Annotated in this window: 21 protein-coding genes; 16 read left to right on the forward strand and 5 right to left on the reverse strand. The window is 73.4% G+C overall.

The features are described from left to right. The first annotated feature begins 166 nt into the window (after nucleotides 1-166). Both dnaE and ACIBPC_RS05815 read left to right on the forward strand, forming a co-directional pair. Nucleotides 167-3706, forward strand: coding sequence for a DNA polymerase III subunit alpha (gene dnaE / locus ACIBPC_RS05810; RefSeq protein WP_398841528.1), 3540 nt, complete (start codon nucleotides 167-169; stop codon nucleotides 3704-3706). A gap of 131 nt (nucleotides 3707-3837) precedes the next feature. Next, entirely contained in the window at nucleotides 3838-4071 is a 234-nt protein-coding gene (locus ACIBPC_RS05815) for a hypothetical protein (RefSeq protein ID WP_362963203.1), read from the forward strand. Between the two features lie 205 nt (nucleotides 4072-4276). Here ACIBPC_RS05815 and ACIBPC_RS05820 read toward each other — a convergent pair whose 3' ends face one another. Then, a complete protein-coding gene (locus ACIBPC_RS05820) occupies nucleotides 4277-4414 on the reverse strand; it encodes a hypothetical protein (RefSeq protein ID WP_362963201.1) in 138 nt (45 codons plus the stop codon). A 235-nt stretch (nucleotides 4415-4649) separates the two neighbouring features. On the opposite strand from ACIBPC_RS05820, the gene ACIBPC_RS05825 reads away from it, so the two are divergent. From ACIBPC_RS05825 to ACIBPC_RS05845, 5 genes are all read left to right on the forward strand, one after another. Beyond that, on the forward strand, nucleotides 4650-5891 hold the full coding sequence (locus ACIBPC_RS05825; RefSeq protein ID WP_362963199.1) for an NYN domain-containing protein: 1242 nt from the start codon (nucleotides 4650-4652) through the stop codon (nucleotides 5889-5891). Between the two features lie 170 nt (nucleotides 5892-6061). Continuing rightward, nucleotides 6062-7021, forward strand: coding sequence for an ABC transporter ATP-binding protein (locus ACIBPC_RS05830; RefSeq protein ID WP_362963373.1), 960 nt, complete (start codon nucleotides 6062-6064; stop codon nucleotides 7019-7021). A gap of 68 nt (nucleotides 7022-7089) precedes the next feature. After that, on the forward strand, nucleotides 7090-7890 hold the full coding sequence (locus tag ACIBPC_RS05835) for an ABC transporter permease (protein WP_398841782.1): 801 nt from the start codon (nucleotides 7090-7092) through the stop codon (nucleotides 7888-7890). Nucleotides 7891-8397: 507 nt separating this feature from the next. Next, a complete protein-coding gene (locus ACIBPC_RS05840) occupies nucleotides 8398-9129 on the forward strand; it encodes an ABC transporter permease (RefSeq protein WP_398841530.1) in 732 nt (243 codons plus the stop codon). 101 nt (nucleotides 9130-9230) lie between these two features. Continuing rightward, complete coding sequence (locus ACIBPC_RS05845; RefSeq protein WP_398841532.1) at nucleotides 9231-10094, forward strand: Cof-type HAD-IIB family hydrolase; 864 nt, start codon at nucleotides 9231-9233, stop codon at nucleotides 10092-10094. Nucleotides 10095-10107: 13 nt separating this feature from the next. Here the strand turns inward: ACIBPC_RS05845 and ybaK are convergent, their stop codons facing one another. Together ybaK and ACIBPC_RS05855 are read right to left on the reverse strand one after the other, a co-directional pair. Beyond that, nucleotides 10108-10602, reverse strand: a complete 495-nt coding sequence (ybaK, locus tag ACIBPC_RS05850) for a Cys-tRNA(Pro) deacylase (protein WP_398841534.1) — start codon at nucleotides 10600-10602, stop codon at nucleotides 10108-10110. 13 nt (nucleotides 10603-10615) lie between these two features. After that, nucleotides 10616-11362: an LON peptidase substrate-binding domain-containing protein gene (locus ACIBPC_RS05855; RefSeq protein ID WP_398841536.1), complete on the reverse strand. Its 747-nt coding sequence runs from the start codon at nucleotides 11360-11362 to the stop codon at nucleotides 10616-10618. 148 nt (nucleotides 11363-11510) lie between these two features. On the opposite strand from ACIBPC_RS05855, the gene hisD reads away from it, so the two are divergent. Genes hisD through ACIBPC_RS05900 form a run of 9 tightly spaced genes read left to right on the forward strand, consistent with a single transcriptional unit; the run spans nucleotide 11511 to nucleotide 17869 of the window. After that, nucleotides 11511-12884 (forward strand): histidinol dehydrogenase, encoded by a 1374-nt coding sequence (gene hisD / locus ACIBPC_RS05860; protein WP_398841538.1) that lies wholly within the window; start codon nucleotides 11511-11513, stop codon nucleotides 12882-12884. Further along, nucleotides 12881-13999: a histidinol-phosphate transaminase gene (locus tag ACIBPC_RS05865; protein ID WP_398841540.1), complete on the forward strand. Its 1119-nt coding sequence runs from the start codon at nucleotides 12881-12883 to the stop codon at nucleotides 13997-13999. The genes hisD and ACIBPC_RS05865 overlap by 4 nt, the downstream gene beginning before the upstream one ends. After that, nucleotides 13996-14586: an imidazoleglycerol-phosphate dehydratase HisB gene (gene hisB / locus ACIBPC_RS05870; RefSeq protein WP_362963185.1), complete on the forward strand. Its 591-nt coding sequence runs from the start codon at nucleotides 13996-13998 to the stop codon at nucleotides 14584-14586. The genes ACIBPC_RS05865 and hisB overlap by 4 nt, the downstream gene beginning before the upstream one ends. Further along, nucleotides 14583-14741 (forward strand): hypothetical protein, encoded by a 159-nt coding sequence (locus ACIBPC_RS05875; RefSeq protein ID WP_052851795.1) that lies wholly within the window; start codon nucleotides 14583-14585, stop codon nucleotides 14739-14741. Before hisB ends, ACIBPC_RS05875 begins: the two co-directional genes overlap by 4 nt. A gap of 5 nt (nucleotides 14742-14746) precedes the next feature. Then, nucleotides 14747-15394: an imidazole glycerol phosphate synthase subunit HisH gene (gene hisH / locus ACIBPC_RS05880; protein ID WP_398841541.1), complete on the forward strand. Its 648-nt coding sequence runs from the start codon at nucleotides 14747-14749 to the stop codon at nucleotides 15392-15394. Next, complete coding sequence (priA, locus tag ACIBPC_RS05885) at nucleotides 15391-16119, forward strand: bifunctional 1-(5-phosphoribosyl)-5-((5-phosphoribosylamino)methylideneamino)imidazole-4-carboxamide isomerase/phosphoribosylanthranilate isomerase PriA (RefSeq protein WP_398841543.1); 729 nt, start codon at nucleotides 15391-15393, stop codon at nucleotides 16117-16119. Before hisH ends, priA begins: the two co-directional genes overlap by 4 nt. Continuing rightward, a complete protein-coding gene (locus ACIBPC_RS05890; RefSeq protein WP_362963178.1) occupies nucleotides 16119-16517 on the forward strand; it encodes a Rid family hydrolase in 399 nt (132 codons plus the stop codon). The genes priA and ACIBPC_RS05890 overlap by 1 nt, the downstream gene beginning before the upstream one ends. After that, a complete protein-coding gene (gene hisF, locus ACIBPC_RS05895; RefSeq protein WP_398841545.1) occupies nucleotides 16514-17284 on the forward strand; it encodes an imidazole glycerol phosphate synthase subunit HisF in 771 nt (256 codons plus the stop codon). Before ACIBPC_RS05890 ends, hisF begins: the two co-directional genes overlap by 4 nt. A 36-nt stretch (nucleotides 17285-17320) precedes the next feature. Next, nucleotides 17321-17869, forward strand: a complete 549-nt coding sequence (locus ACIBPC_RS05900; protein WP_398841547.1) for a DUF1707 domain-containing protein — start codon at nucleotides 17321-17323, stop codon at nucleotides 17867-17869. A 21-nt stretch (nucleotides 17870-17890) separates the two neighbouring features. On the opposite strand, the gene ACIBPC_RS05905 is transcribed toward ACIBPC_RS05900, so the two are convergent. Both ACIBPC_RS05905 and ACIBPC_RS05910 read right to left on the reverse strand, forming a co-directional pair. After that, nucleotides 17891-18643: a succinate dehydrogenase/fumarate reductase iron-sulfur subunit gene (locus ACIBPC_RS05905; protein WP_362963172.1), complete on the reverse strand. Its 753-nt coding sequence runs from the start codon at nucleotides 18641-18643 to the stop codon at nucleotides 17891-17893. Continuing rightward, nucleotides 18640-20589: a fumarate reductase/succinate dehydrogenase flavoprotein subunit gene (locus tag ACIBPC_RS05910; RefSeq protein WP_398841784.1), complete on the reverse strand. Its 1950-nt coding sequence runs from the start codon at nucleotides 20587-20589 to the stop codon at nucleotides 18640-18642. Before ACIBPC_RS05910 ends, ACIBPC_RS05905 begins: the two co-directional genes overlap by 4 nt. Nucleotides 20590-20615 lie beyond the last annotated feature (26 nt).

Below are 20615 nucleotides of genomic sequence, written 5' to 3' on the forward strand. Positions count from 1 at the left end.
CGGGACGCCGTGACGGGCACCTCTCTGACCTTGGGAATTACCGCGCGCACCCCCTGTGACCTGCGAAGACACGGTCCCGGGTGGGGAGAGAGGCGGGCGCGGGGGCGGGAGGTGATGGGGGTAGGGTCGGGGAGCCAAGACACCCCTGCTGCGGAAGGCTCGTGGAGTGACCAAGCCGTTCACACACCTGCATGTTCACACCCAGTACTCGCTGCTGGACGGTGCGGCGCGGCTCAAGGACATGTTCAAGGCGTGCCAGGACATGGGCATGTCCCACATCGCGATCACCGACCACGGGAACCTGCACGGCGCGTACGACTTCTTCCAGCAGGCCACGGGCGCGGGCATCACGCCGATCATCGGCATCGAGGCGTACGTCGCGCCCGAGTCGCGGCGGCACAAGCGCCGCGTGCAGTGGGGGCAGCCGCACCAGAAGAGGGACGACATCTCCGGTTCCGGCGGCTACACCCACAAGACCATCTGGGCCTACAACCGCACGGGCCTCCACAACCTCTTCCGCCTCTCCTCCGACGCGTACACCGAGGGCTACTTCGTGAAGTGGCCCCGGATGGACAAGGAGACCATCGCCCAGCACGCCGAGGGCCTGATCGCGTCCACCGGCTGCCCGTCGGGCGAGGTGCAGACGCGGCTGCGGCTCGGCCAGCCCGAGGAGGCGCTGAAGGCCGCCGCCGAGTACCAGGAGATCTTCGGCCGCGAGCGGTACTTCATGGAGCTGATGGACCACGGCCTGGAGATCGAGAAGCGGGTGCGGGACGGCCTGCTGGAGATCGGCCGCAAGCTGCGCATCCCGCCGATCGTCACCAACGACAGCCACTACACGTACGCCGAGGAGGCCGCCGCGCACGACGCGCTGCTGTGCGTCCAGACCGGCAAGAACCTCTCCGACCCGGACCGCTTCCGCTTCGACGGCACCGGCTACTACCTCAAGTCGCCCGAGGAGATGTACGCCGTCGACCTGTCCGATGCCTGGCAGGAGGGCTGCGCCAACACGCGTCTCGTCGCCGAGCAGGTGGACACCGAGGGCTGGTTCAAGCCGCGCGACCTGATGCCGCGCTTCGACGTGCCGGACGGCTACACGGAGGTCACCTGGTTCCGCGAGGAGGTGGCGCGCGGCATGGCCCGCCGCTACCCCGGCGGCGTGCCGGAGGACCGGCAGCGGCAGGTCGAGTACGAGATGGGCGTCATCATCCAGATGGGGTTCCCCGGCTACTTCCTCGTGGTCGCGGACTTCATCATGTGGGCCAAGTCGCAGGGCATCGCGGTGGGCCCGGGGCGCGGCTCGGCGGCCGGGTCGCTCGTCTCGTACGCGCTGGGCATCACCGACCTCGACCCGCTCGACCACGGGCTGATCTTCGAGCGGTTCCTGAACCCCGAGCGCATCTCGATGCCGGACGTCGACATCGACTTCGACGAGCGCCGGCGCGGCGAGGTCATCCGCTACGTGACGGAGAAGTACGGCGCGGACAAGGTGTCGATGATCGGCACCTACGGCACGATCAAGGCCAAGGCCGCCATCAAGGACGCCTCCCGCGTCCTCGGCTACCCGTACGCCATGGGCGACCGCATCACCAAGGCGATGCCGGCCGACGTCCTCGGCAAGGGCATCCCGCTGTCCGGCATCACCGACAAGGACCACCCGCGCTACAGCGAGGCGGCCGAGGTCCGGGGGATGTACGAGAACGAGGCGGACGTCCGCAAGGTCATCGACACCGCGCGCGGCCTCGAAGGGCTCGTGCGGCAGATGGGCATGCACGCGGCGGGCGTCATCATGTCCAGCGAGCGGCTGGTGGACCACGTCCCGCTGTTCGCGCCGAAGAACGACGGCGTGGTCGTCACGCAGTGGGACTACCCGACGTGCGAGTCGCTCGGCCTGCTGAAGATGGACTTCCTCGGGCTGCGCAACCTGACGATCATGGACGACGCGGTCAAGCTCATCAAGCAGAACAAGGGCATCGACATCGAGCTGCTGCAGCTGCCGCTCGACGACCCGAAGACCTTCGAACTGCTCGGCAGGGGCGACACGCTGGGCGTCTTCCAGTTCGACGGCGGCCCGATGCGCTCGCTGCTGCGCATGATGAAGCCGACCCACTTCGAGGACATCTCCGCCGTCGGCGCCCTGTACCGGCCGGGCCCGATGGGCATGAACAGCCACATCAACTACGCGCTGCGCAAGAACCGCCAGCAGGAGATCACGCCGATCCACCCCGAGCTGGAGGAGCCGCTGCGCGACGTCCTGGACGTCACATACGGCCTGATCGTCTACCAGGAGCAGGTGCAGAAGGCCGCGCAGGTGCTCGCCGGCTACTCGCTCGGACAGGCCGACCTGCTCCGCCGCGCGATGGGCAAGAAGAAGAAGGAGATCCTGGAGAAGGAGTTCGTCCCCTTCCAGGGCGGCATGCGCGAGCGCGGCTACTCGGACGAGGCCATCCAGGCGGTGTGGGACGTCCTGGTCCCGTTCTCCGGCTACGCGTTCAACAAGGCGCACTCCTCTGCATATGGTCTGATCACCTACTGGACCGCTTATCTCAAGGCGAATTACCCGGCCGAGTACATGGCGGGCGTGCTCACCTCGGTCCGGGACGACAAGGACAAGTCGGCGATCTACCTCAACGAGTGCCGCCGCATGGGCATCAAGGTGCTGCCGCCGGATGTCAACGAATCCGAGGCGTTCTTCACCCCGCGCGGTGACGACACCATCGTCTTCGGCCTCACCGCCGTCCGCAATGTCGGGCAGAACGTGGTGGATTCCATCGTCGCCACCCGGAAGGCCAAGGGGAAGTACACCTCCTTCCCCGATTTCCTCGACAAGGTCGAGGCCGTGGTCTGCAACAAGCGCACCGTCGAATCCCTCATCAAGGCCGGCGGATTCGACACCCTGGGCCACACCAGGAAAGGGCTCACCGCCCACTTCGAGTCGATGATCGACAATGTCGTCCAGGTCAAGCGCAAGGAGGCCGAGGGGCAGTTCGACCTCTTCGGCGGAATGGGCGACGACGGAAAGGACGACGGCCCGGGATTCGGCCTCGACGTCGTCTTCTCCGAGGAGGAGTGGGAGAAGACCTATCTCCTCGCCCAGGAACGGGAAATGCTCGGCCTCTATGTGTCGGACCACCCGCTGTTCGGCATCGAGCACGTGTTGAACGACAAGGCCGACGCCGCCATCTCCGCGCTGAACGGCGGCGAGTACCCGGACGGCGCGACCGTCACCATCGGCGGCATCATCTCCGGCCTCCAGCGGAAGATGACCAAGCAGGGCAACCCCTGGGCCATCGCCACGGTCGAGGACCTCGCCGGGTCCATCGACTGCATGTTCTTCCCCGCCACCTACCAGCTGGTCTCCACCCAGCTCGTCGAGGACACCGTGGTCTTCGTCAAGGGCAGGCTGGACAAGCGCGAGGACGTGCCGCGCCTGGTCGCCATGGAGCTGATGGTGCCCGACCTGAGCGACGCGTCCCCTGACGCGCCCGTCACCATCACCATCCCCAGCGTCAAGGTCACCCCGCCGCTCGTGGAGCGCCTCGGCGAAGTCCTCGGCCAGCACAGGGGACCCACCGAGGTGCGCGTCAGGCTCCAGGGCAGGCGCACGACGACGGTGCTGCGTCTCGACCGGCACCGCGTCCAGGCCGACCCCGCGCTTTTCGGTGACCTGAAAGCACTTCTGGGGCCTGCCTGCCTGGCGGGCTGAATTCCCTTGGTCCGATAATGGGCTGCTTGGCAGGATGATGGATCGGGCTTTACCTGACCGGGGCATCCACGGGTCTACCTTCGGTATCGAGCACATCACCGTTGAAGGGGTGGGTCGCCGTGGATGCCCGAATGATAGCCAAGTCCGTTTTCCTGTTGCGTGAGGTGCACACCTCACGCGACGAAACGGTCCACGCGCTGCTGGAGTACTTCCCGGGAAGCGCATTCGAGGACCGTCTCCGGTGCGTGCACGAGGCATATGACATCGTGCACCACGGCGCGCTTCCCGTGTATGCGCTGCCGTCGCAGGTTTCCGACGCGCGCTATTTCGCGGCGGCGCACGCGAGGCACGCGTTCACGGACTGACGCGCGCCGGGCGCCGCGGCGCCCGCACGAGGCGACGAGCCGGTACCGCCGCGATGTCACCGCGCGACCGGCCTCCCGCGCCGCCCCCGGATCACGGCCGGGCGGACGGCGCACAGAGGGCGCACTCCCCGAGGGAGTGCGCCCTTTGTGTATCACTTCGTTCAGGCGGTTGACGTGCGCCGCCCGCGGTCCGCGCGACGCGGTCTCAGTTGTGCCCGAAGCGCCGTTCGCGCTTGCGGCTCCTCGGCTGCTCGGCCGCGGCCTCCGGCTTGGTCTCGCCGGCGGGCGGCCCGGCCGGCTTGCGGCGGTCCTGGTTCCGGGAGTTCTGGGCGTTCTTGGCCATGATCCCTCCTGGCGCTGCGGCGGCCCGCCGGGGTCCTGCCCCGCGTGCCGCGGAACGGCGGCTCGCAACCAGCGTCGCACGGCCCGCCATAGTTCGCACTCCGGGCATTGCGGGCATCCGACTCGCCACGCCGAAGATCGAGTTGGCGCAGATAACGGCGCTGGTGTCGGGCAGACTCAAGGGCGGGCAGACTCAAGCTCGGACTCGAAAACTCTTCGGGGAAAGAAGGTGCTACGTGGACCGCTGCGTCGTCCTGGTGGACGCCGGGTATTTGCTGGGCGCCGCGGCCAGTCTTCTCGCCGGAGAACCCGCGAGGCCCCGGATTTCCGTCGATCACGCCGCGCTGATCCACGGCCTGCGCGAGCGCGCCGAGGCCGACACCGGCCGCGACCTCCTCCGTATCTACTGGTTCGACGGCGCGCCCGACCGCGTGCCCCAGCCCGAGCACCGCAGGCTGCGCGTCATGCCGCGCGTCACCGTGCGCCTCGGCGCCCTCACGCGCAGCGACGGGCGCTGGGCGCAGAAGGGCGTGGACGCCGCGATGCACGCCGAACTGACCGAACTGGCCCGCAACCGCGCCTGCGCCGACATCGTCCTCGTCACCGGCGACGGCGACCTGCTGCCCGGCCTGATGTCCGCCAAGGAGCACGGCGTCGCCGTCCACCTGTGGGCCGTCCAGGCCGCCGACGGCGACTACAACCAGTCGGAGGACCTCGTCGCCGAGGCCGACGAACGCCGCGTCCTCGACCGCGCGTGGATCACCCGCGCCGTACGCGTCAACGAGACGCTCACCGCCGGGCCGCAGCACTCCCCGCCCCGCCCCGAGATCGCCGCCATCCTCGCCGCGCCCCTCCCCGAGACCGCCGGAACGCCCGCGGAACCCGCCGCCGCCCGCCGCCCCGTGCACGCCAAGAACGGCACGGCCCCCGCCGCCGACGCCCCGCCCTGTCCGCCCGAGCAGCGCGACAACGGCACCCCGGCGGCCAAGGGCGTCCCCACCCCCAAGGACCTCGCGTCCCTCGGCCGCCCCGTCCCCGCCGTGCCGCAGACCGGCGCCGTCCCCGCCACCGCCACCCTCCGCTGGTCCTCCGACCGCGGCTGGGTCGACCGGGGCGCCCCCGAGGAGACCCCGGAGATCGCGGCCATCCCGATGCTGTCGCAGGTCACCACGGCCGAGCAGCGCTGGGCCGACCGCGAGGAGGACATCACCGCCGTCAGCGGCGACCCGTTCGAGGTCGGCCAGGTCTTCGCGCGCCGCTGGGCGGAACGGCTCGGCAGCCCGGCGCACCTCCAGCGGCTCTCCACCGAGTACCCCCGCATCCCGCACCGCATCGACGGCGAACTGCTGCGCTACGCCGCCAGGTTCGGCCTCCTGGCCCACAAGGACGACCAGATCGACGAGCAGGACAGGTACGCGATCCGCGCCGGATTCTGGCGCGAGGTGGACAGCAGGACAGGCGCGGAACGCACCGCCTGAGCGCCCGCCGGGGGCACGACCCGCGCACACCGGCGCATGTCCGGAACGCGCCCCGGCGTCCGCCCCGGCCGCCGCGCCGCGTAGGCTGCCTCCTCGTGGCCTCTTCGACCGCACGGCCCGGCCTCCCGACAGCGACAGCGCGCCGCGTCAGCACCGACGCGGCGCTCGCCGTGCGCGACCTGGTCAAGACGTACCCGGCGGGCCGCGCCAGGCGCGGCGCGGCCACCGCCCCGGTCCGGGCCAGCGACGGCGTCAGCCTCGACGTCGCGGGCGGCGAGATCTTCGGCCTCCTCGGCCCCAACGGCGCGGGCAAGACCACCCTGGTCAAGCAGATCACCGGCCTCCTGCGCCCCGACTCGGGCGCCATCACCCTCCTCGGCCACGACCTCGTGCGGCACCCGCGCCGCGCCGCCAGGCTCCTCGCCTACCTCGGCCAGGAGTCCACCGCCCTCGACGAGCTGACGGTCGCCCTCGCCGCCGAGACCACCGCCAGGCTGCGCGGCCTCGACGCCCCCGCCGCGCGCCGCGAGCGGGACGACGTCCTGGAGGAACTGGGCCTCACCGCCCTCGCCGGACGCCCCCTGAAGCGCCTGTCCGGCGGCCAGCGGCGCCTCGCCTGCGTCGCCGCCGCCCTCACCGCGCGCCGCCCCGTCCTCGTCCTGGACGAGCCGACGACCGGCATGGACCCCGTCGCCCGCCGCGCCGTCTGGGCCGCCGTGGACCGCCGCCGCGGCACGGACGGCACCACGGTCCTGCTGGTCACCCACAACGTGCTGGAGGCCGAGACGGTCCTCGACCGGGTGGCCGTCATGGACGCGGGCCGGGTCATCGCCTGCGACACCCCCGGCGGCCTGAAGACGCTCGTCGGCTCCGACGTGCGCCTCGACCTCGTGTGGCGCGGCGACCCGCCGCTGCACGTCCCGGCCATCGCCGAGGCACGCCGCGCCGCCACGGTCACCGGCCGCCGCTGGACCCTGCGGCTGGACCCCGACCACGCCCGCGCGCTGGTCACCACCGTGACCCAGGGCCCCGCGTTCGCCGCCCTGGACGACTTCACCCTGGCGACGCCGAGCCTGGAAGACGTCTACCTCGCCCTCGGCGGCAGGGGAGAAGGGCTGGTCCGCTCGTGACCGACACCTACCCGCACACGCTGCGCGCCGCGCGCTCCGCCGACGCCGCCCGCGCCCGTACGGCCGCCGTGCCCGCCGTCGCGGACGACGGCCCCCCGCGCGCCGGGGGCCCCGCGCCCCTGGCGCCCGCCGCCAGGCTGTGGCCCGCGCTCGGCGCGGTGTACCGGGCGCAGCTGTCGCGGGCCCGCGTCGCGCGCATCCCGCTGCTGTTTGTGGCCACCTTCCAGTCGATCGGGATCATGGTCCTGATGCGCGGGGTGGTGGACGGCGGCGGCGGGGAGGCCCGCGCCGTGGTGGCGGGGTCGGCGGTGCTGGTCGTCGCGTTCGTCGCGCTCAACCTCCTCGCCCAGTACTTCGGGCAGCTGCGGGCCTCCGGCGGGCTCGACCACTACGCCACGCTGCCGGTGCCCGCGGCGGCCGTCGCGCTGGGGACGGCGGGGGCGTACGCGTCGTTCACCGTGCCGGGCGTCCTCGTCACGGCCGTCAGCGGCTGCCTGCTGTACCAGCTGCCGATGGGCGGCCTGTGGGTCGCGCTCGCCGTCGTGCCGCTCGCCGGTGCCGCGCTCGCCGGTCTCGGCGCCGCGCTCGGGCTGCTCGCGCCCCGCGCCGAGCTGGCGACCCTGTGCGGGCAGCTCGGCATGTCGGCGGCGCTGCTGCTCGGCGTCCTCCCCACCGACCGGCTGCCGGAGCCCGTGCTGTGGCTGCGCGACCTGCTGCCGTCGAGCTACGGCGTGGACGCCCTGGCCGACGCGCTGGGCCCCGCACCGGACTGGGCGTCCGTCGCGGGCGACCTGACCGTCTGCGCGGTCGTCGGCGTCGTCGCGCTCGCCCTGGCCACCTGGGCGTACCGGCGCGCCGCCGTCCGGTAGGGCGTGCCGTCCGGCACGCCTGCCCGCCGGAGGGAGGCGCGCACATCCGCCTCCCGCTAGGGTCTGTCCGGCGGGTCTTGCCTGTCTGACGACGCCCGGCGTGGGGGTACCTCCCGGGCCTCCTTGGCCTGGGGGAACCTCGCTGCGTTGCCGCATCGCGCGAGTACGGTCGGGTGTGAGCTGCGGTCCGGCGCCTTGCGGTGCACCGGCATCTGGGGGCACCCCCGGCCGCCAGGCTGGGGGAGCCGTGAGCCGCGACAAGATCCGCCGGACAGACCCTCAACGCCCGCTGGGCGAGCGGCGCAGCCGCCGCACGGCGTTCCCGGCCTGTCCCGGGGGATGCCGCCCTGCTCGCGGGTCCCTGACCCGTCCGGCGGCCCGGTGAGCCGCACCTCCACGGGGCAGCTCCGGCGGGCGGTGGCGCCGCGCGCCGCGCCCCCGCGCCCCGTGCGCCCGAACGGCCGTCCCGGGGCCCGAACACACGGGCGTACCTGGCAGGATGATCGGGTGACCGATCCCCAGCCCGCACCGGACCAGGGCCCCGCCTCCCCGCCCGGCCACGACCCCTGGGCCGCCACGACCTCCGCCGGGTGCTCCGGCGGCGGGGAGGACGGCGCGCAGTGGCCGGGGGAGATACGCGACGGGCTGCTCGTCACCGTCCCGACCGCGATCCTGACGGGGCTGGTCCTCGGCCTCGTCTGGTTCTGGTGGTCGCCGCGGGTGCCGCTCGTCCACAACGGCGAGGCGGTGCTGCTCGCCGACTCCGAGGGGCAGCAGGCGATCGGCTCGGACGGGCTCTTCCTGCTCGCGGGCCTCGGGGTGGGCGCCGTCGCGGGCGTCGCCGTCCACCTGCTGCGGCGGCGCGCGGGCGCGGGGACCGTCGTCGGCCTCGCCGCCGGCTCCCTGCTGGGCGCGCTGCTCGCCTGGCGGTTCGGCATCTGGCTCGGGCCCACGCAGGACGTGCTCGCGCACGCCCGGGACGTCGGCGAGGGCGTGCGCTTCGACGCGCCGCTCGAACTGGGCGCCAAGGGCGTGCTCCTCGGCCTGCCGTTCGCCGCCGTGGGCGTCCACATGTTCTGCACCGCCGCCTGGATGCCCCGCGAGGCCGCGCCGCCCCCGACGGAGCTGCCGCACTGGCAGAGTCCGCAGTGGGAGGAGCGCGCGCGGGACCGGCGGCAGCGGCCGGAGGAACGGGACGGCCAGGACAGGCGGGACGGGCAGGACGGCGGCGAGAGCTGACGCGACCCCCGGGGACCGGCCCGGACCAGCCGGAACGCCCTCCCGTACCGTGGGACGGGTCCCGACCAGGCCGCCCCGCCGCCCGTCCACCCAGGAAGCCCATGACCTCCCCGCACAGCGCCCCGCGCCCGTCCGCCCCCGCCCCCGACATCCGGCTGATCGTGACCGACATGGACGGCACCCTGCTGGACGGCGAAGGCCGCGTCCCCGACGCGTTCTGGCCGCTGCTGGCCGAGCTGGAGCGGCGCGGCATCGTCCTCAGCCCCGCCAGCGGACGGCAGTACGCCACCCTCGCCGCGCTCTTCGCGGGCGCCGACGACGGCATGGTCTACATCGCGGAGAACGGCGCGTACGTCGTCCGCGACGGCGCCGAGGTCAGCTCCGAGCCGCTCGACCCCGCCGTCCCCGTCCGGGTCGTCAGGTCGGTCCGCCAGCTCGCGGCCGACGGCGTGGACGTGGGCACCGTGGTCTGCGGCAAGCGCGCGGCGTACGTCGAGCGGTCCGACGACGCGTTCCTCGCCGAGGTCGCGAAGTACTACGCCGAGCGCCGCGTCGTCCCCGACCTCACCGCCGTGGACGACGAGGTCCTGAAGGTCGCCCTCTTCGACTTCGGCAGCGCGGAGCGCACCACCGCCCCCGCCCTCAAGCCGCTCGCCGCCACCCACCAGGTCGTCGTCTCCAGCGAGAAGTGGATCGACGTCATGAACCAGGGCGTCAACAAGGGCGGCGCCGTCCGCAGCCTCCAGCGCGCGCTGGGCGTCACCCCGGCGCAGACCATGGCCTTCGGCGACTACCTCAACGACCTGGAGATGCTCGACGCGGCCGAGTGGTCGTACGCCATGGCCGACGCCCACCCCGAGGTCCTGCGCCGCGCCCGGCAGGTCGCCCCGTCCCACCGCGACAACGGCGTCCTGCGCACGATCGCCCGCGTCCTCGACCTGCCCCTCGACCTGCCCCCGGACTGACGCGCCCGCCCGCTCAGCGCGCGATGGGGGCGGTCCGCGCGCCGGTCAGCGCGACCAGGTCGGCCGGCGCCAGCTCGATCTCCAGGCCGCGCCGCCCCGCCGAGACGAAGACCGTCGGGTGCCCGGCCGCCGACGCGTCGACCACGGTCGGCAGCCGCCTGCGCTGCCCCAGCGGCGAGATGCCGCCGCGCACGTACCCGGTCGTCCGCTCGGCCGCCGCCGGGTCGGCCATCGCCGCCCGCTTCCCGCCGACGGCGGACGCCAGCGCCTTCAGCGACAGCTGCCCCGACACCGGCACCAGCGCGACCGTCAGCGTGCCGTCCACGTCCGCGACCAGCGTCTTGAACACACGCAGCGGGTCCGCCCCCAGCGCCTCGGCCGCCTCGCCGCCGTACGAGGCCGCCGCCGGGTCGTGCGCGTACGCGTGCAGCGTGAACGCGACGCCGGCCCGCGCCGCCGCCACCGTCGCCGGGGTGCCGCCGGACGCGGCCTGCCGCTTGCGCGCCATGGCGCCCCTCCCGTCAGTTCAGGCTGGTCGGGCGGACGGTGAACTCCGCGCCCGGCACGGACGGGAGCTTGCCGATCACCGCCGTCTCCTGCCGCAGGATGCGCAGCTCCTCCGCCAGCCGCGTCGCCGTGTCCTTGGCCTGGAGCAGCCGCTGCTTGTCCGGCGTGTACAGCATCGTCGCCGCCGCCACCAGGTACGACACCACCGACGGGTCGTCCGGCAGGTCCTGCCCCGGCGCGAGCGAGCGCTCGTTCGCCCCCGCGAGGACCTTCTGGTACGAGCGGAACGCCCGCAGCACCCCCGAGGCCAGCGCCCCCGCGCCCTCCCCGGCCACCTCCTCCAGCGGCTCCACCTCGGCCGTCAGGTACGGCCCGTCCGCCGTCACCGACACGAGGCGGAAACGCGTCGTCCCGGTCGCGAGCACCTCGTACCCCTCCTCGTCGGGGCGCTCCCGGATCGTCGAGGCGTCCGCGACGCAGCCCACCTCGTGGAACGAGCGGCGCGGGTCGTCCCGCGCGAACCCGGAACCGGCCGCCAGCTCCGGCGGCTTCCCCGTCTCCGGCAGCCCCACGGCGCTCGGCGCCACCTCGTGCCCGTCGCGGATCGCCACCACGCCGAACGGCCGGGGACCGTCCTCCGGCAGCTCCAGCAGATCGGCCATGAGCGCCCGGTACCGCGGCTCGAACACGTTCAGCGGAAGTACCAGACCCGGGAACAGCACGGTGTTCAGCGGGAAGAGCGGCAGGCGCGTGGTCGTCACGACCGGCCAGCCTATCGGCTGCGGGGTGGGCTGTCCGGGGGGACGTGGCGATGCGTGGCGGCGGGCCCGCGCGGCGCCGTCCCCGCGCCGCCGCCCGGATGCCGAAACGCGTTGCCGGCCGTTCCCGGCCGTCTGCGAAACTGGACGCGTGCTGACTCGAATCGATCTGCGGGACACCGACCCCTCCGGGGCCGGGATCGACCGCGACCTGCTGCCGCGCGCCGAACTCGACGTCGAGGCCGCCCTGGAGAAGGTGCGGCCCATCTGCGAGAACGTGCGCCATCGCGGCACGGCGGCACTGATCGAGTACGCGCAGCGGTTCGAGGGCGTCACCCTCGACCGCGTCCGGGTCCCCGCCGAGGCGCTCGGCCGCGCCCTGGCCGAACTCGACCCCGCCGTCCGCGCGGGCCTGGAGGAGTCCATCCGCCGCGCCCGCCTCGTCCACCACGAGCAGCGCCGCACCGACACCGCCGTCCGCGTCGTGCCCGGCGGGACCGTCACCGAGCGCTGGGTGCCCGTCGAACGCGTCGGCCTGTACGTGCCGGGCGGCCGGGCGGTCTACCCGTCGTCGGTCGTGATGAACGTCGTCCCGGCGCAGGAGGCGGGCGTCGGCTCCCTCGCCGTCGCGTCCCCGCCGCAGGCGGCCCCCGGCAACGACTGGGGCGCCGGGCTGCCCCACCCCACGATCCTCGCCGCCTGCGCGCTGCTCGGCGTGGACGAGGTGTACGCGGCGGGCGGCGCCCAGGCGATCGCGATGTTCGCCTACGGCACGGACGAGTGCGCGCCCGTACGCCTCGTGACCGGGCCCGGCAACGTGTACGTCGCCGCCGCCAAGCGCCTGCTGAAGGGCGTCATCGGCATCGACGCCGAGGCCGGGCCGACCGAGATCGCCGTCCTCGCCGACGACAGCGCCGCCCCCGCCCTCGTCGCCGCCGACCTGATCAGCCAGGCGGAGCACGACGTGCTGGCCGCCGCCGTCCTCGTCACCCCGTCCGCCGCGCTGGCCGACGCCGTGGACGCCGAACTGGCCGTCCGCGTGCCCGCCGCCAAGCACCACGGGCGGATCGCCGAGGCGCTCGCCGGACGCCAGTCGGGCACCGTCCTGGTCACGGACATCGACCAGGGGCTCGCCGTCGTGGACGCCTACGCCGCCGAGCACCTGGAGATCCTGACCGAGGACGCCCACGCGGTCGCCGCCCGCGTCCGCAACGCGGGCGCCGTCTTCATCGGCCCCTACTCGCCCGTGTCCCTCGGCGACTACGCCGCGGGCTCCAACCACGTGCTCCCCACCGGCGGCTGCGCCTGCCACTCGTCGGGTCTTTCCGTCCAGTCGTTCCTGCGCGGCATCCACGTCGTGGACTACGACCGGGACGCCCTCGCCGGGGTGGCCCACCACGTCGTCACGCTCGCCGAGGCCGAGGACCTGCCCGCCCATGGCGCGGCCGTCACGGCGCGGTTCGAACGCGACGGCGGCAGCGGCGACGGCAGTGGCGGAGACGAGCGACAGGACCCCAGCGCATGACCGGCATCGACGACCTGCCCATCAGGGACGAACTGCGCGGCAAGACCCCGTACGGGGCGCCGCAGCTCGACGTCCCCGTGCGGCTCAACACCAACGAGAACCCGTACCCCCTGCCCGAGGCCCTGGTCCGGCGCATCGCCGAGCGCGTCTCCGACGCCGCCCGCACCCTCAACCGCTACCCGGACCGCGACGCCGTCGTCCTGCGCACGCAGCTCGCCGCCTACCTCACGCGCACCGGCGGCCACCAGGTCGGCCCGCGCCAGGTCTGGGCCGCCAACGGGTCGAACGAGGTCATCCAGCAGCTCCTCCAGGCCTTCGGCGGCCCCGGGCGCACCGCGATCGGCTTCGACCCGTCGTACTCCATGTACGCGCTGATCGCCCGCGGCACCGGCACCGGCTGGATCTCCGGGCCGCGCCGCCCCGACTACGGGATCGACGAGCCGGCCGCCGTCGCCGCCGTGCGGGAGCACGCGCCCGACGTCGTGTTCATCTGCTCGCCCAACAACCCGACCGGCACCGCCGTCGCCCCCGGGACCGTCACGGCCCTGTACGACGCGGCGCAGGAGGTGGCGGGCCACCCGAACGGGGCGCTCGTCATCGTGGACGAGGCGTACGCGGAGTTCAGCCACCAGCCGTCGCTGCTGCGGCTGCTGCCCGGCCGGCCGAACCTGGTGATCACCCGCACGATGTCCAAGGCCTTCGGCGCCGCCGGGCTGCGCGTCGGCTACCTGGCGGCCGACCCGGCCGTGGTGGACGCCGTCCAGCTCGTGCGCCTGCCGTACCACCTGTCGGCCGTCACCCAGGCCACCGCGCACGCGGCGCTCGAATTCGCCGATACGCTGCTCGGGTACGTCGAGGAGCTGAAGGCCGAACGGGACCGGCTGGTCAGCGAGCTGCGCGCCCTCGGCTGCGAGGTCACCGAGTCGGACGCGAACTTCGTGCAGTTCGGCCGCTTCGAGGACACGCACGCCGTGTGGCAGCGCCTGCTCGACCACGGCGTGCTCGTCCGGGACAACGGCGTGCCGGGCCGGCTGCGGGTCACCACCGGCACGCGGCAGGAGAACGACGCCTTCCTGGACGCGGTCCGGGCGGTGCGGAAGGAGATCAGCGAATGACGCGCGTGGGCCGCGTGGAGCGCACCACCAAGGAGACCTCGGTCACCGTCTCGATCGACCTCGACGGCACCGGGACCGTCGACGTCGCGACGGGGGTCGGCTTCTTCGACCACATGCTCGACCAGCTCGGTCGGCACGGACTGTTCGACCTGACGGTGAAGACCGAGGGCGACCTGCACATCGACAGCCACCACACCATCGAGGACACCGCGCTCGCGCTGGGCGCCGCGTTCCGGCAGGCGCTGGGCGACAAGCGGGGCATCGTGCGCTTCGCGGACGCGTCGGTGCCGCTGGACGAGTCCCTCGCGCAGGTGACCGTGGACCTGTCGGGCCGCCCGTACCTCGTGCACCGCGAGCCGGAGAACATGGCGCCGATGATCGGCTCGTACGACACGACGATGACCCGGCACATCCTGGAGTCCTTCGTCGCGCAGGCGCAGATCGCGCTGCACGTCCACGTGCCGTACGGCCGCAACGCGCACCACATCGTCGAGTGCCAGTTCAAGGCCCTCGCCCGCGCGCTGCGCTACGCCAGCGAGATAGACCCCCGGCAGACCGGCATCCCCTCCACCAAGGGCGCGCTGTGAACGGGACATCGACGCTGCTGCTGGTCGTCGGGCTCTTCCTGCTCGGCGGCGTCATCTCGTTCGTGAAGCAGGGCCTGCCGCGTGGCGTCATCGCCCTGCTCGGCGCGGGCAGCGCGCTGTGCCTGCTGGCGGGCGCGCTGCGGCTGGGGGCGTGACGCGCATGCCGGACGGCACCCGCAAGAAGGTCGTCGTTTTCGACTACGGCTTCGGCAACATCCGCTCGGCCCAGCGCGCCGTCGCCAGGACCGGCGCCGACGTCGAGGTGACGCGCGACCCGGACGCGGCGATGAACGCGGACGGGCTCCTCGTCCCCGGCGTCGGCGCGTTCGCCGCCTGCATGAACGGGCTGCGCCAGGCGCGCGGCGACTGGATCGTCGGCCGCAGGCTGGCGGGCGGCCGCCCCGTGCTCGGCATCTGCGTCGGCATGCAGATCCTCTTCGCGCGCGGCATCGAGCACGGCGTGGAGAGCGAGGGCCTGGACGAGTGGCCCGGCACGGTCGGCCCGCTGCGCGCCGGCATCGTGCCCCACATGGGCTGGAACACGGTGCGGCCCCCGGCGGACTCGAAGCTGTTCGCCGGGATCGGTCCCGAGGAGCGGTTCTACTTCGTCCACTCCTACGCGGTCCACGACTGGGAGCTGCCGCGGGAGCACCAGGCCCAGGCCCCGGCGCGGGTCACCTGGGCCACGCACGGCGAGCCGTTCGTCGCGGCCGTCGAGAACGGCCCGCTGTGGGCCACCCAATTCCACCCGGAGAAGTCGGGCGACGCCGGTGCCCGCCTCATCACCAACTGGATCGAGACCCTGTGAAGCTGGAACTCCTCCCCGCCGTCGACGTCCGTGACGGGCAGGCGGTCCGCCTCGTGCACGGCGAGTCCGGCACCGAGACGTCCTACGGCGACCCGTACGCCGCCGCCGTCGCGTGGCAGCGGGCGGGCGCCGAGTGGCTGCACCTGGTGGACCTCGACGCGGCGTTCGGCACCGGCGACAACCGGGAGCAGATCGCCGACGTCGTGCGCGCCATGGACATCCGCGTCGAGCTGTCCGGCGGCATCCGCGACGACGACACCCTCGCCGCCGCCCTCGCCACCGGCTGCACGCGCGTCAACCTCGGGACGGCCGCGCTGGAGTCGCCCGCGTGGGTCGCCAAGGTGATCGCCGAGCACGGCGACCGCATCGCCGTCGGCCTCGACGTGCGCGGCACGACCCTGCGCGGCCGCGGCTGGACGCGGGACGGCGGCGACCTCTTCGAGACGCTCGCCCGCCTCGACGCCGAGGGCTGCGCCCGCTACGTCGTCACCGACATCAACAAGGACGGCACCCTCCAGGGCCCCAACCTCGACCTGCTGCGCTCCGTCTGCGCCGCCACGGACCGCCCGGTTGTGGCCTCGGGCGGCGTCTCGTCGCTGGACGACCTGCGCGCCATCGCCGCCCTCACACCGGTGGGCGTCGAGGGCGCGATCGTCGGGAAGGCGCTGTACGCGGGCGCCTTCACCCTCGAAGAGGCGCTGCGGACAGTGGAGGCGGTGGCCTGATGGCACTCGAACGGGTACGGACCGGCAGCGCGTGGGAGGAGACGCTCGGCGCGGCGCGCGCCGTCGCGGCGGGGGACGTCGTCCTCGTCGGCGGGACGATGCCGCCGACCGCGGGCGCGGCGGCGGTCGGCGACCCGTACGAGCAGGCGCGTGTCGCGCTGGCGGACGCGGTGGCGGCGCTGACGCCGTTCGGCCTCGGCATCGAGTCGGTCGTGCGCACGCGGCTGTACCTCAGCCACTCGCGGGACGTCGAGGAGGTGACGCGGGCGCACCAGGAGCTGTTCGACGCGGTGCGGCCGGTGACGACGCTGGTCGTCGTCTCGGGCTTCGCGGACTCGCGGATCCTCGTCCAGGTCGAGCTGGAGGCGTACCGGGGCGACCGGGGGGCGGCGTCGTGACGCTCGCGGTGCGCGTCATCCCGTGCCTGGACGTGGACGCGGGCCGGGTGGTCAAGGGCGTCAACTTCCAGAACCTGCGGGACGCGGGCGACCCCGTCGAGATGGCCAAGGTCTACGACGCGGAGGGCGCGGACGAGCTGACGTTCCTCGACATCACCGCCTCGTCGGGCAACCGGGAGACGACGTACGACGTGGTGCGCCGCACCGCCGAGCAGGTCTTCATCCCGCTGACGGTGGGCGGCGGCGTCCGGACCACCGAGGACGTGGACCGGCTGCTGCGCGCCGGGGCGGACAAGGTGGGCGTCAACACGGCGGCCATCGCGCGCCCCGAGCTGATCCGCGAGATCGCGGAACGTTTCGGCAGCCAGGTCCTCGTGCTGTCGGTGGACGCGCGGCGCTGCCCCGAGGGCACGGCGACGGACTCCGGCTTCGAGGTGACGACCCACGGCGGGCGGCGCGGCACGGGCCTCGACGCCGTCGAGTGGGCGCACCGCGCGGCGGAGCTGGGCGCGGGCGAGATCTTGCTCAACTCCATGGACGCGGACGGCACCAAGGACGGCTACGACACGTCGATGATCGCCGCCGTGCGCGAGCATGTCTCCGTGCCGGTGGTCGCCTCGGGCGGCGCGGGGCGGCTCGGCGACTTCGCCCCGGCCATCGGGGCGGGCGCTGACGCGGTGCTCGCGGCGTCCGTCTTCCACTTCGGCGACCTGCGGATCGGGCAGGTCAAGGGCGCGCTGCGCGAGGCGGGGCTGCCCGTCCGCTGAGCCCGCGGCGGCGCCGCGGGGAGAGGGGGGAAGCGGGTGGCACCCGTACCGGAGGACGACGCGGCGCGGCTCGTCGGCGACGGCGACCGCGAGGCGGCGGTGCGGCGCCTGCAGGAGGCGTACGCCGAGGGGGCCGTCCCGCACGAGGAGATGGACGACCGCCTGCAGAAGGCGCTCACGGCGAGGACGCGCGGCGACCTGGCCGGTGCCCTCGCGTCGCTGCCGGAGCCTGGCCCGGAGACCGCGGCCACGCTCGGCGGCGCCGCGGGGCGCATCAGGCGGCGGGGGGCGTGGCGCGTGCCCCGTACGCTCACCGTCGAGTCCGCGTTCGCGAGGGTCGATCTGGACCTGTCCCGGGCGGTCATCGGGCACCGGGAGATCGACATCGTGCTGAAGCTCGGGACGGGCACGGCGAAGATCACCGTGCCGCGCGGCGCGGTGGTGGACATGGAGGGCCTGAGCGCCGGGTGGAAGGCGCCGCGCGTGCGCGCCCCGCGCGGCGGGGCCGAGGGCGACGGGCCGGTGATCAGGATCTCCGGCGCGATGGGCTTCGGCCGGCTGACCGTACGGCACGCCCGCCGCTGACGCCCCGCGCGGGGAGGGGCGTCAGCGCGAGCCGCCGCCCTTGCGGGTGGCGCGCAGGTACTCGCGGTTCATCGTCGTGATGGACGCCATCGGGATGCCCTTCGGGCAGACGGTGGTGCACATCCCGGTGTTGGTGCAGCCACCGAAGCCCTCGGCGTCCATGGTGTCCACCATGTCGAGGACGCGCGTCTCCCGTTCGGGCGCGCCCTGCGGCAGCGAGCCGAGGTGCACGACCTTGGCCGACGTGAACAGCATCGCCGACCCGTTCGGGCAGGCCGCCACGCACGCGCCGCAGCCGATGCACTCGGCGTGCTCGAACGCGGTGTCCGCCGCCGGCTTGGGCACCGGCGTGGCGTGCGCCTCGGGGGCGCTGCCGGTCGGCGCCGTGACATAGCCGCCCGAGCCGATGATCCGGTCGAACGCCGACCGGTCCACCACCAGGTCCTTGACCACGGGGAACGCGGCGGCGCGCCACGGCTCGACGTCGATCGTGTCGCCGTCCGAGAAGTGCCGCATGTGCAGCTGGCAGGTCGTGGTGCGCTCGGGCCCGTGGGCGTCGCCGTTGATGACCATGCCGCAGGCGCCGCAGATGCCCTCGCGGCAGTCGTGGTCGAACGCGACGGGCTCGTCGCCGCGTTCGATCAGCTCCTCGTTGAGGGTGTCGAGCATCTCCAGGAACGACATGTCGGGCGAGATGTCCGCCACCTCGTAGGTGGTCATGGCGCCCTCGCTGTCGGGGCCCGGCTGGCGCCAGATGCGCAGGGTGAGGTTCACGTGTAGCTCCGCTGGGTGGGGTGGACGTACTCGAAGACCAGCTGCTCCCGGTGCAGCACGGGCGCCGTGCCGCTGCCGGTGAACTCCCAGGCGGCGGCGTACGCGAACTCTTCGTCGCGCCGCTCGGCCTCGCCGGTCTCCGACTGGCTCTCGGTGCGGAAGTGGCCGCCGCAGGACTCGGCGCGGTGCAGGGCGTCCAGGCACATCAGCTCGGCCAGCTCCAGGTGGTCGCTGATGCGGTTCGCCTTCTCCAGCGACTGGTTGAGGTCGCTGCCGCTGCCGGGGACGCGCACGCGCCGCCAGAACTCGGCGCGCAGCTCGGGGATGCGCTCCAGCGCGCGGCGCAGGCCCTCCTCGGTGCGGGCCATGCCGCACTCGTTCCACAGCAGCTCGCCCAGCTCGCGGTGGAACGAGTCGGGGGTGCGGTCGCCGTTGTTGGACAGCAGCCGGTAGAGCCGGTCGGTCACCTCGGTGACGGCGTCGGTGACGGCCGGGTGGTCGTGGGGGATCTCGTCGTGCGGGTGGCGGGCGAGGAAGTCGGCGAGGGTGGCGGGCAGGACGAAGTAGCCGTCCGCCAGGCCCTGCATCAGCGCGGAGGCGCCGAGGCGGTTCGCGCCGTGGTCGGAGAAGTTGGCCTCGCCGATGGCGAACAGGCCGGGGACCGTGGTCTGGAGGTCGTAGTCCACCCACAGGCCGCCCATCGTGTAGTGGATGGCCGGGTAGATGCGCATCGGCGTCTCGTACGGGTCCTCGGCGGTGATCCGCGCGTACATGTCGAAGAGGTTGCCGTACTTCGCCTCGACGGCGGCGCGGCCCAGCCGGGCGATGGCGTCGGCGAAGTCGAGGTAGACGCCCTGCCCGCCGGGGCCGACGCCGCGGCCCTCGTCGCACACGTTCTTCGCGGCGCGGGAGGCGATGTCGCGGGGCACGAGGTTGCCGAACGACGGGTAGATCCGCTCCAGGTAGTAGTCGCGCTCCGCCTCCGGGATGTCCGCCGGGGCGCGGGTGTCCCCGGCCTGCTTCGGCACCCAGATGCGGCCGTCGTTGCGCAGGGACTCGCTCATCAGCGTCAGCTTCGACTGGTGGTCGCCCGAGCGCGGGATGCAGGTGGGGTGGATCTGGGTGAAGCAGGGGTTGGCGAAGTACGCGCCGCGGCGGTGGGCGCGCCAGATAGCGGTGGCGTTGGAGTTCTTCGCGTTGGTGGAGAGGTAGAAGACGTTGCCGTAGCCGCCGGTGGCGAGGACGACGGCGTCGGCGAAGTACGTGTCGATGCGGCCGGTGACCAGGTCGCGCGCCACGATGCCGCGCGCCCGGCCGTCGGCGACGATCAGGTCGAGCATCTCGGTGCGCGCGTGCATCTCGACGTTCCCGGCGGCGATCTGCCGGGACAGCGCCTGGTACGCGCCGAGCAGCAGCTGCTGGCCCGTCTGGCCGCGCGCGTAGAAGGTGCGGGACACCTGCACGCCGCCGAACGAGCGTGTGTCGAGGAGGCCGCCGTACTCGCGGGCGAACGGGACGCCCTGCGCCACGCACTGGTCGATGATCTCCACCGACACCTCGGCGAGGCGGTGGACGTTGGACTCGCGGGCGCGGAAGTCGCCGCCCTTGACCGTGTCGTAGAAGAGGCGCTGGATCGAGTCGCCGTCGTTGCGGTAGTTCTTCGCGGCGTTGATGCCGCCCTGGGCGGCGATGGAGTGGGCGCGGCGCGGCGAGTCCTGGTAGCAGAACTGCACGACGTGGTAGCCCTGTTCGGCCAGGGTCGCGCCCGCCGCGCCACCGGCGAGGCCGGTGCCGACGACGATCACGGTGTGTTTGCGGCGGTTGGCCGGGTTGACCAGCTTCGCCTCGAAGCGGCGCCGGTTCCAGCGTTCGGCGACGGGTCCGTCCGGGGCCTTGGTGTCGGCGACCGGGTCGCCGGTGGTGTAGTCGAGGTAGGGCGAGGACATGCTGCCGACTCCGTTCACGCTGCTCT

The organism is Streptomyces sp. NPDC049879, assembly GCF_044461265.1.
In the GTDB taxonomy this organism is placed as follows: domain Bacteria; phylum Actinomycetota; class Actinomycetes; order Streptomycetales; family Streptomycetaceae; genus Streptomyces.

Excerpts from the sequence above, each read along its gene's own strand:
- ACIBPC_RS05910 (WP_398841784.1), bottom strand. The coding sequence starts at position 20,589 with ATGTCCTCGCCCTACCTCGACTACACCACCGGCGACCCGGTCGCCGAC.
- ACIBPC_RS05845 (WP_398841532.1), top strand. The coding sequence starts at position 9,231 with ATGACCTCCCCGCACAGCGCCCCGCGCCCGTCCGCCCCCGCCCCCGAC.
- ACIBPC_RS05890 (WP_362963178.1), top strand. The coding sequence starts at position 16,119 with ATGGCACTCGAACGGGTACGGACCGGCAGCGCGTGGGAGGAGACGCTC.
- ACIBPC_RS05815 (WP_362963203.1), top strand. The coding sequence starts at position 3,838 with ATGATAGCCAAGTCCGTTTTCCTGTTGCGTGAGGTGCACACCTCACGC.
- ACIBPC_RS05820 (WP_362963201.1), bottom strand. The coding sequence starts at position 4,414 with ATGGCCAAGAACGCCCAGAACTCCCGGAACCAGGACCGCCGCAAGCCG.
- hisB (WP_362963185.1), top strand. The coding sequence starts at position 13,996 with ATGACGCGCGTGGGCCGCGTGGAGCGCACCACCAAGGAGACCTCGGTC.
- hisH (WP_398841541.1), top strand. The coding sequence starts at position 14,747 with ATGCCGGACGGCACCCGCAAGAAGGTCGTCGTTTTCGACTACGGCTTC.
- ybaK (WP_398841534.1), bottom strand. The coding sequence starts at position 10,602 with ATGGCGCGCAAGCGGCAGGCCGCGTCCGGCGGCACCCCGGCGACGGTG.
- ACIBPC_RS05865 (WP_398841540.1), top strand. The coding sequence starts at position 12,881 with ATGACCGGCATCGACGACCTGCCCATCAGGGACGAACTGCGCGGCAAG.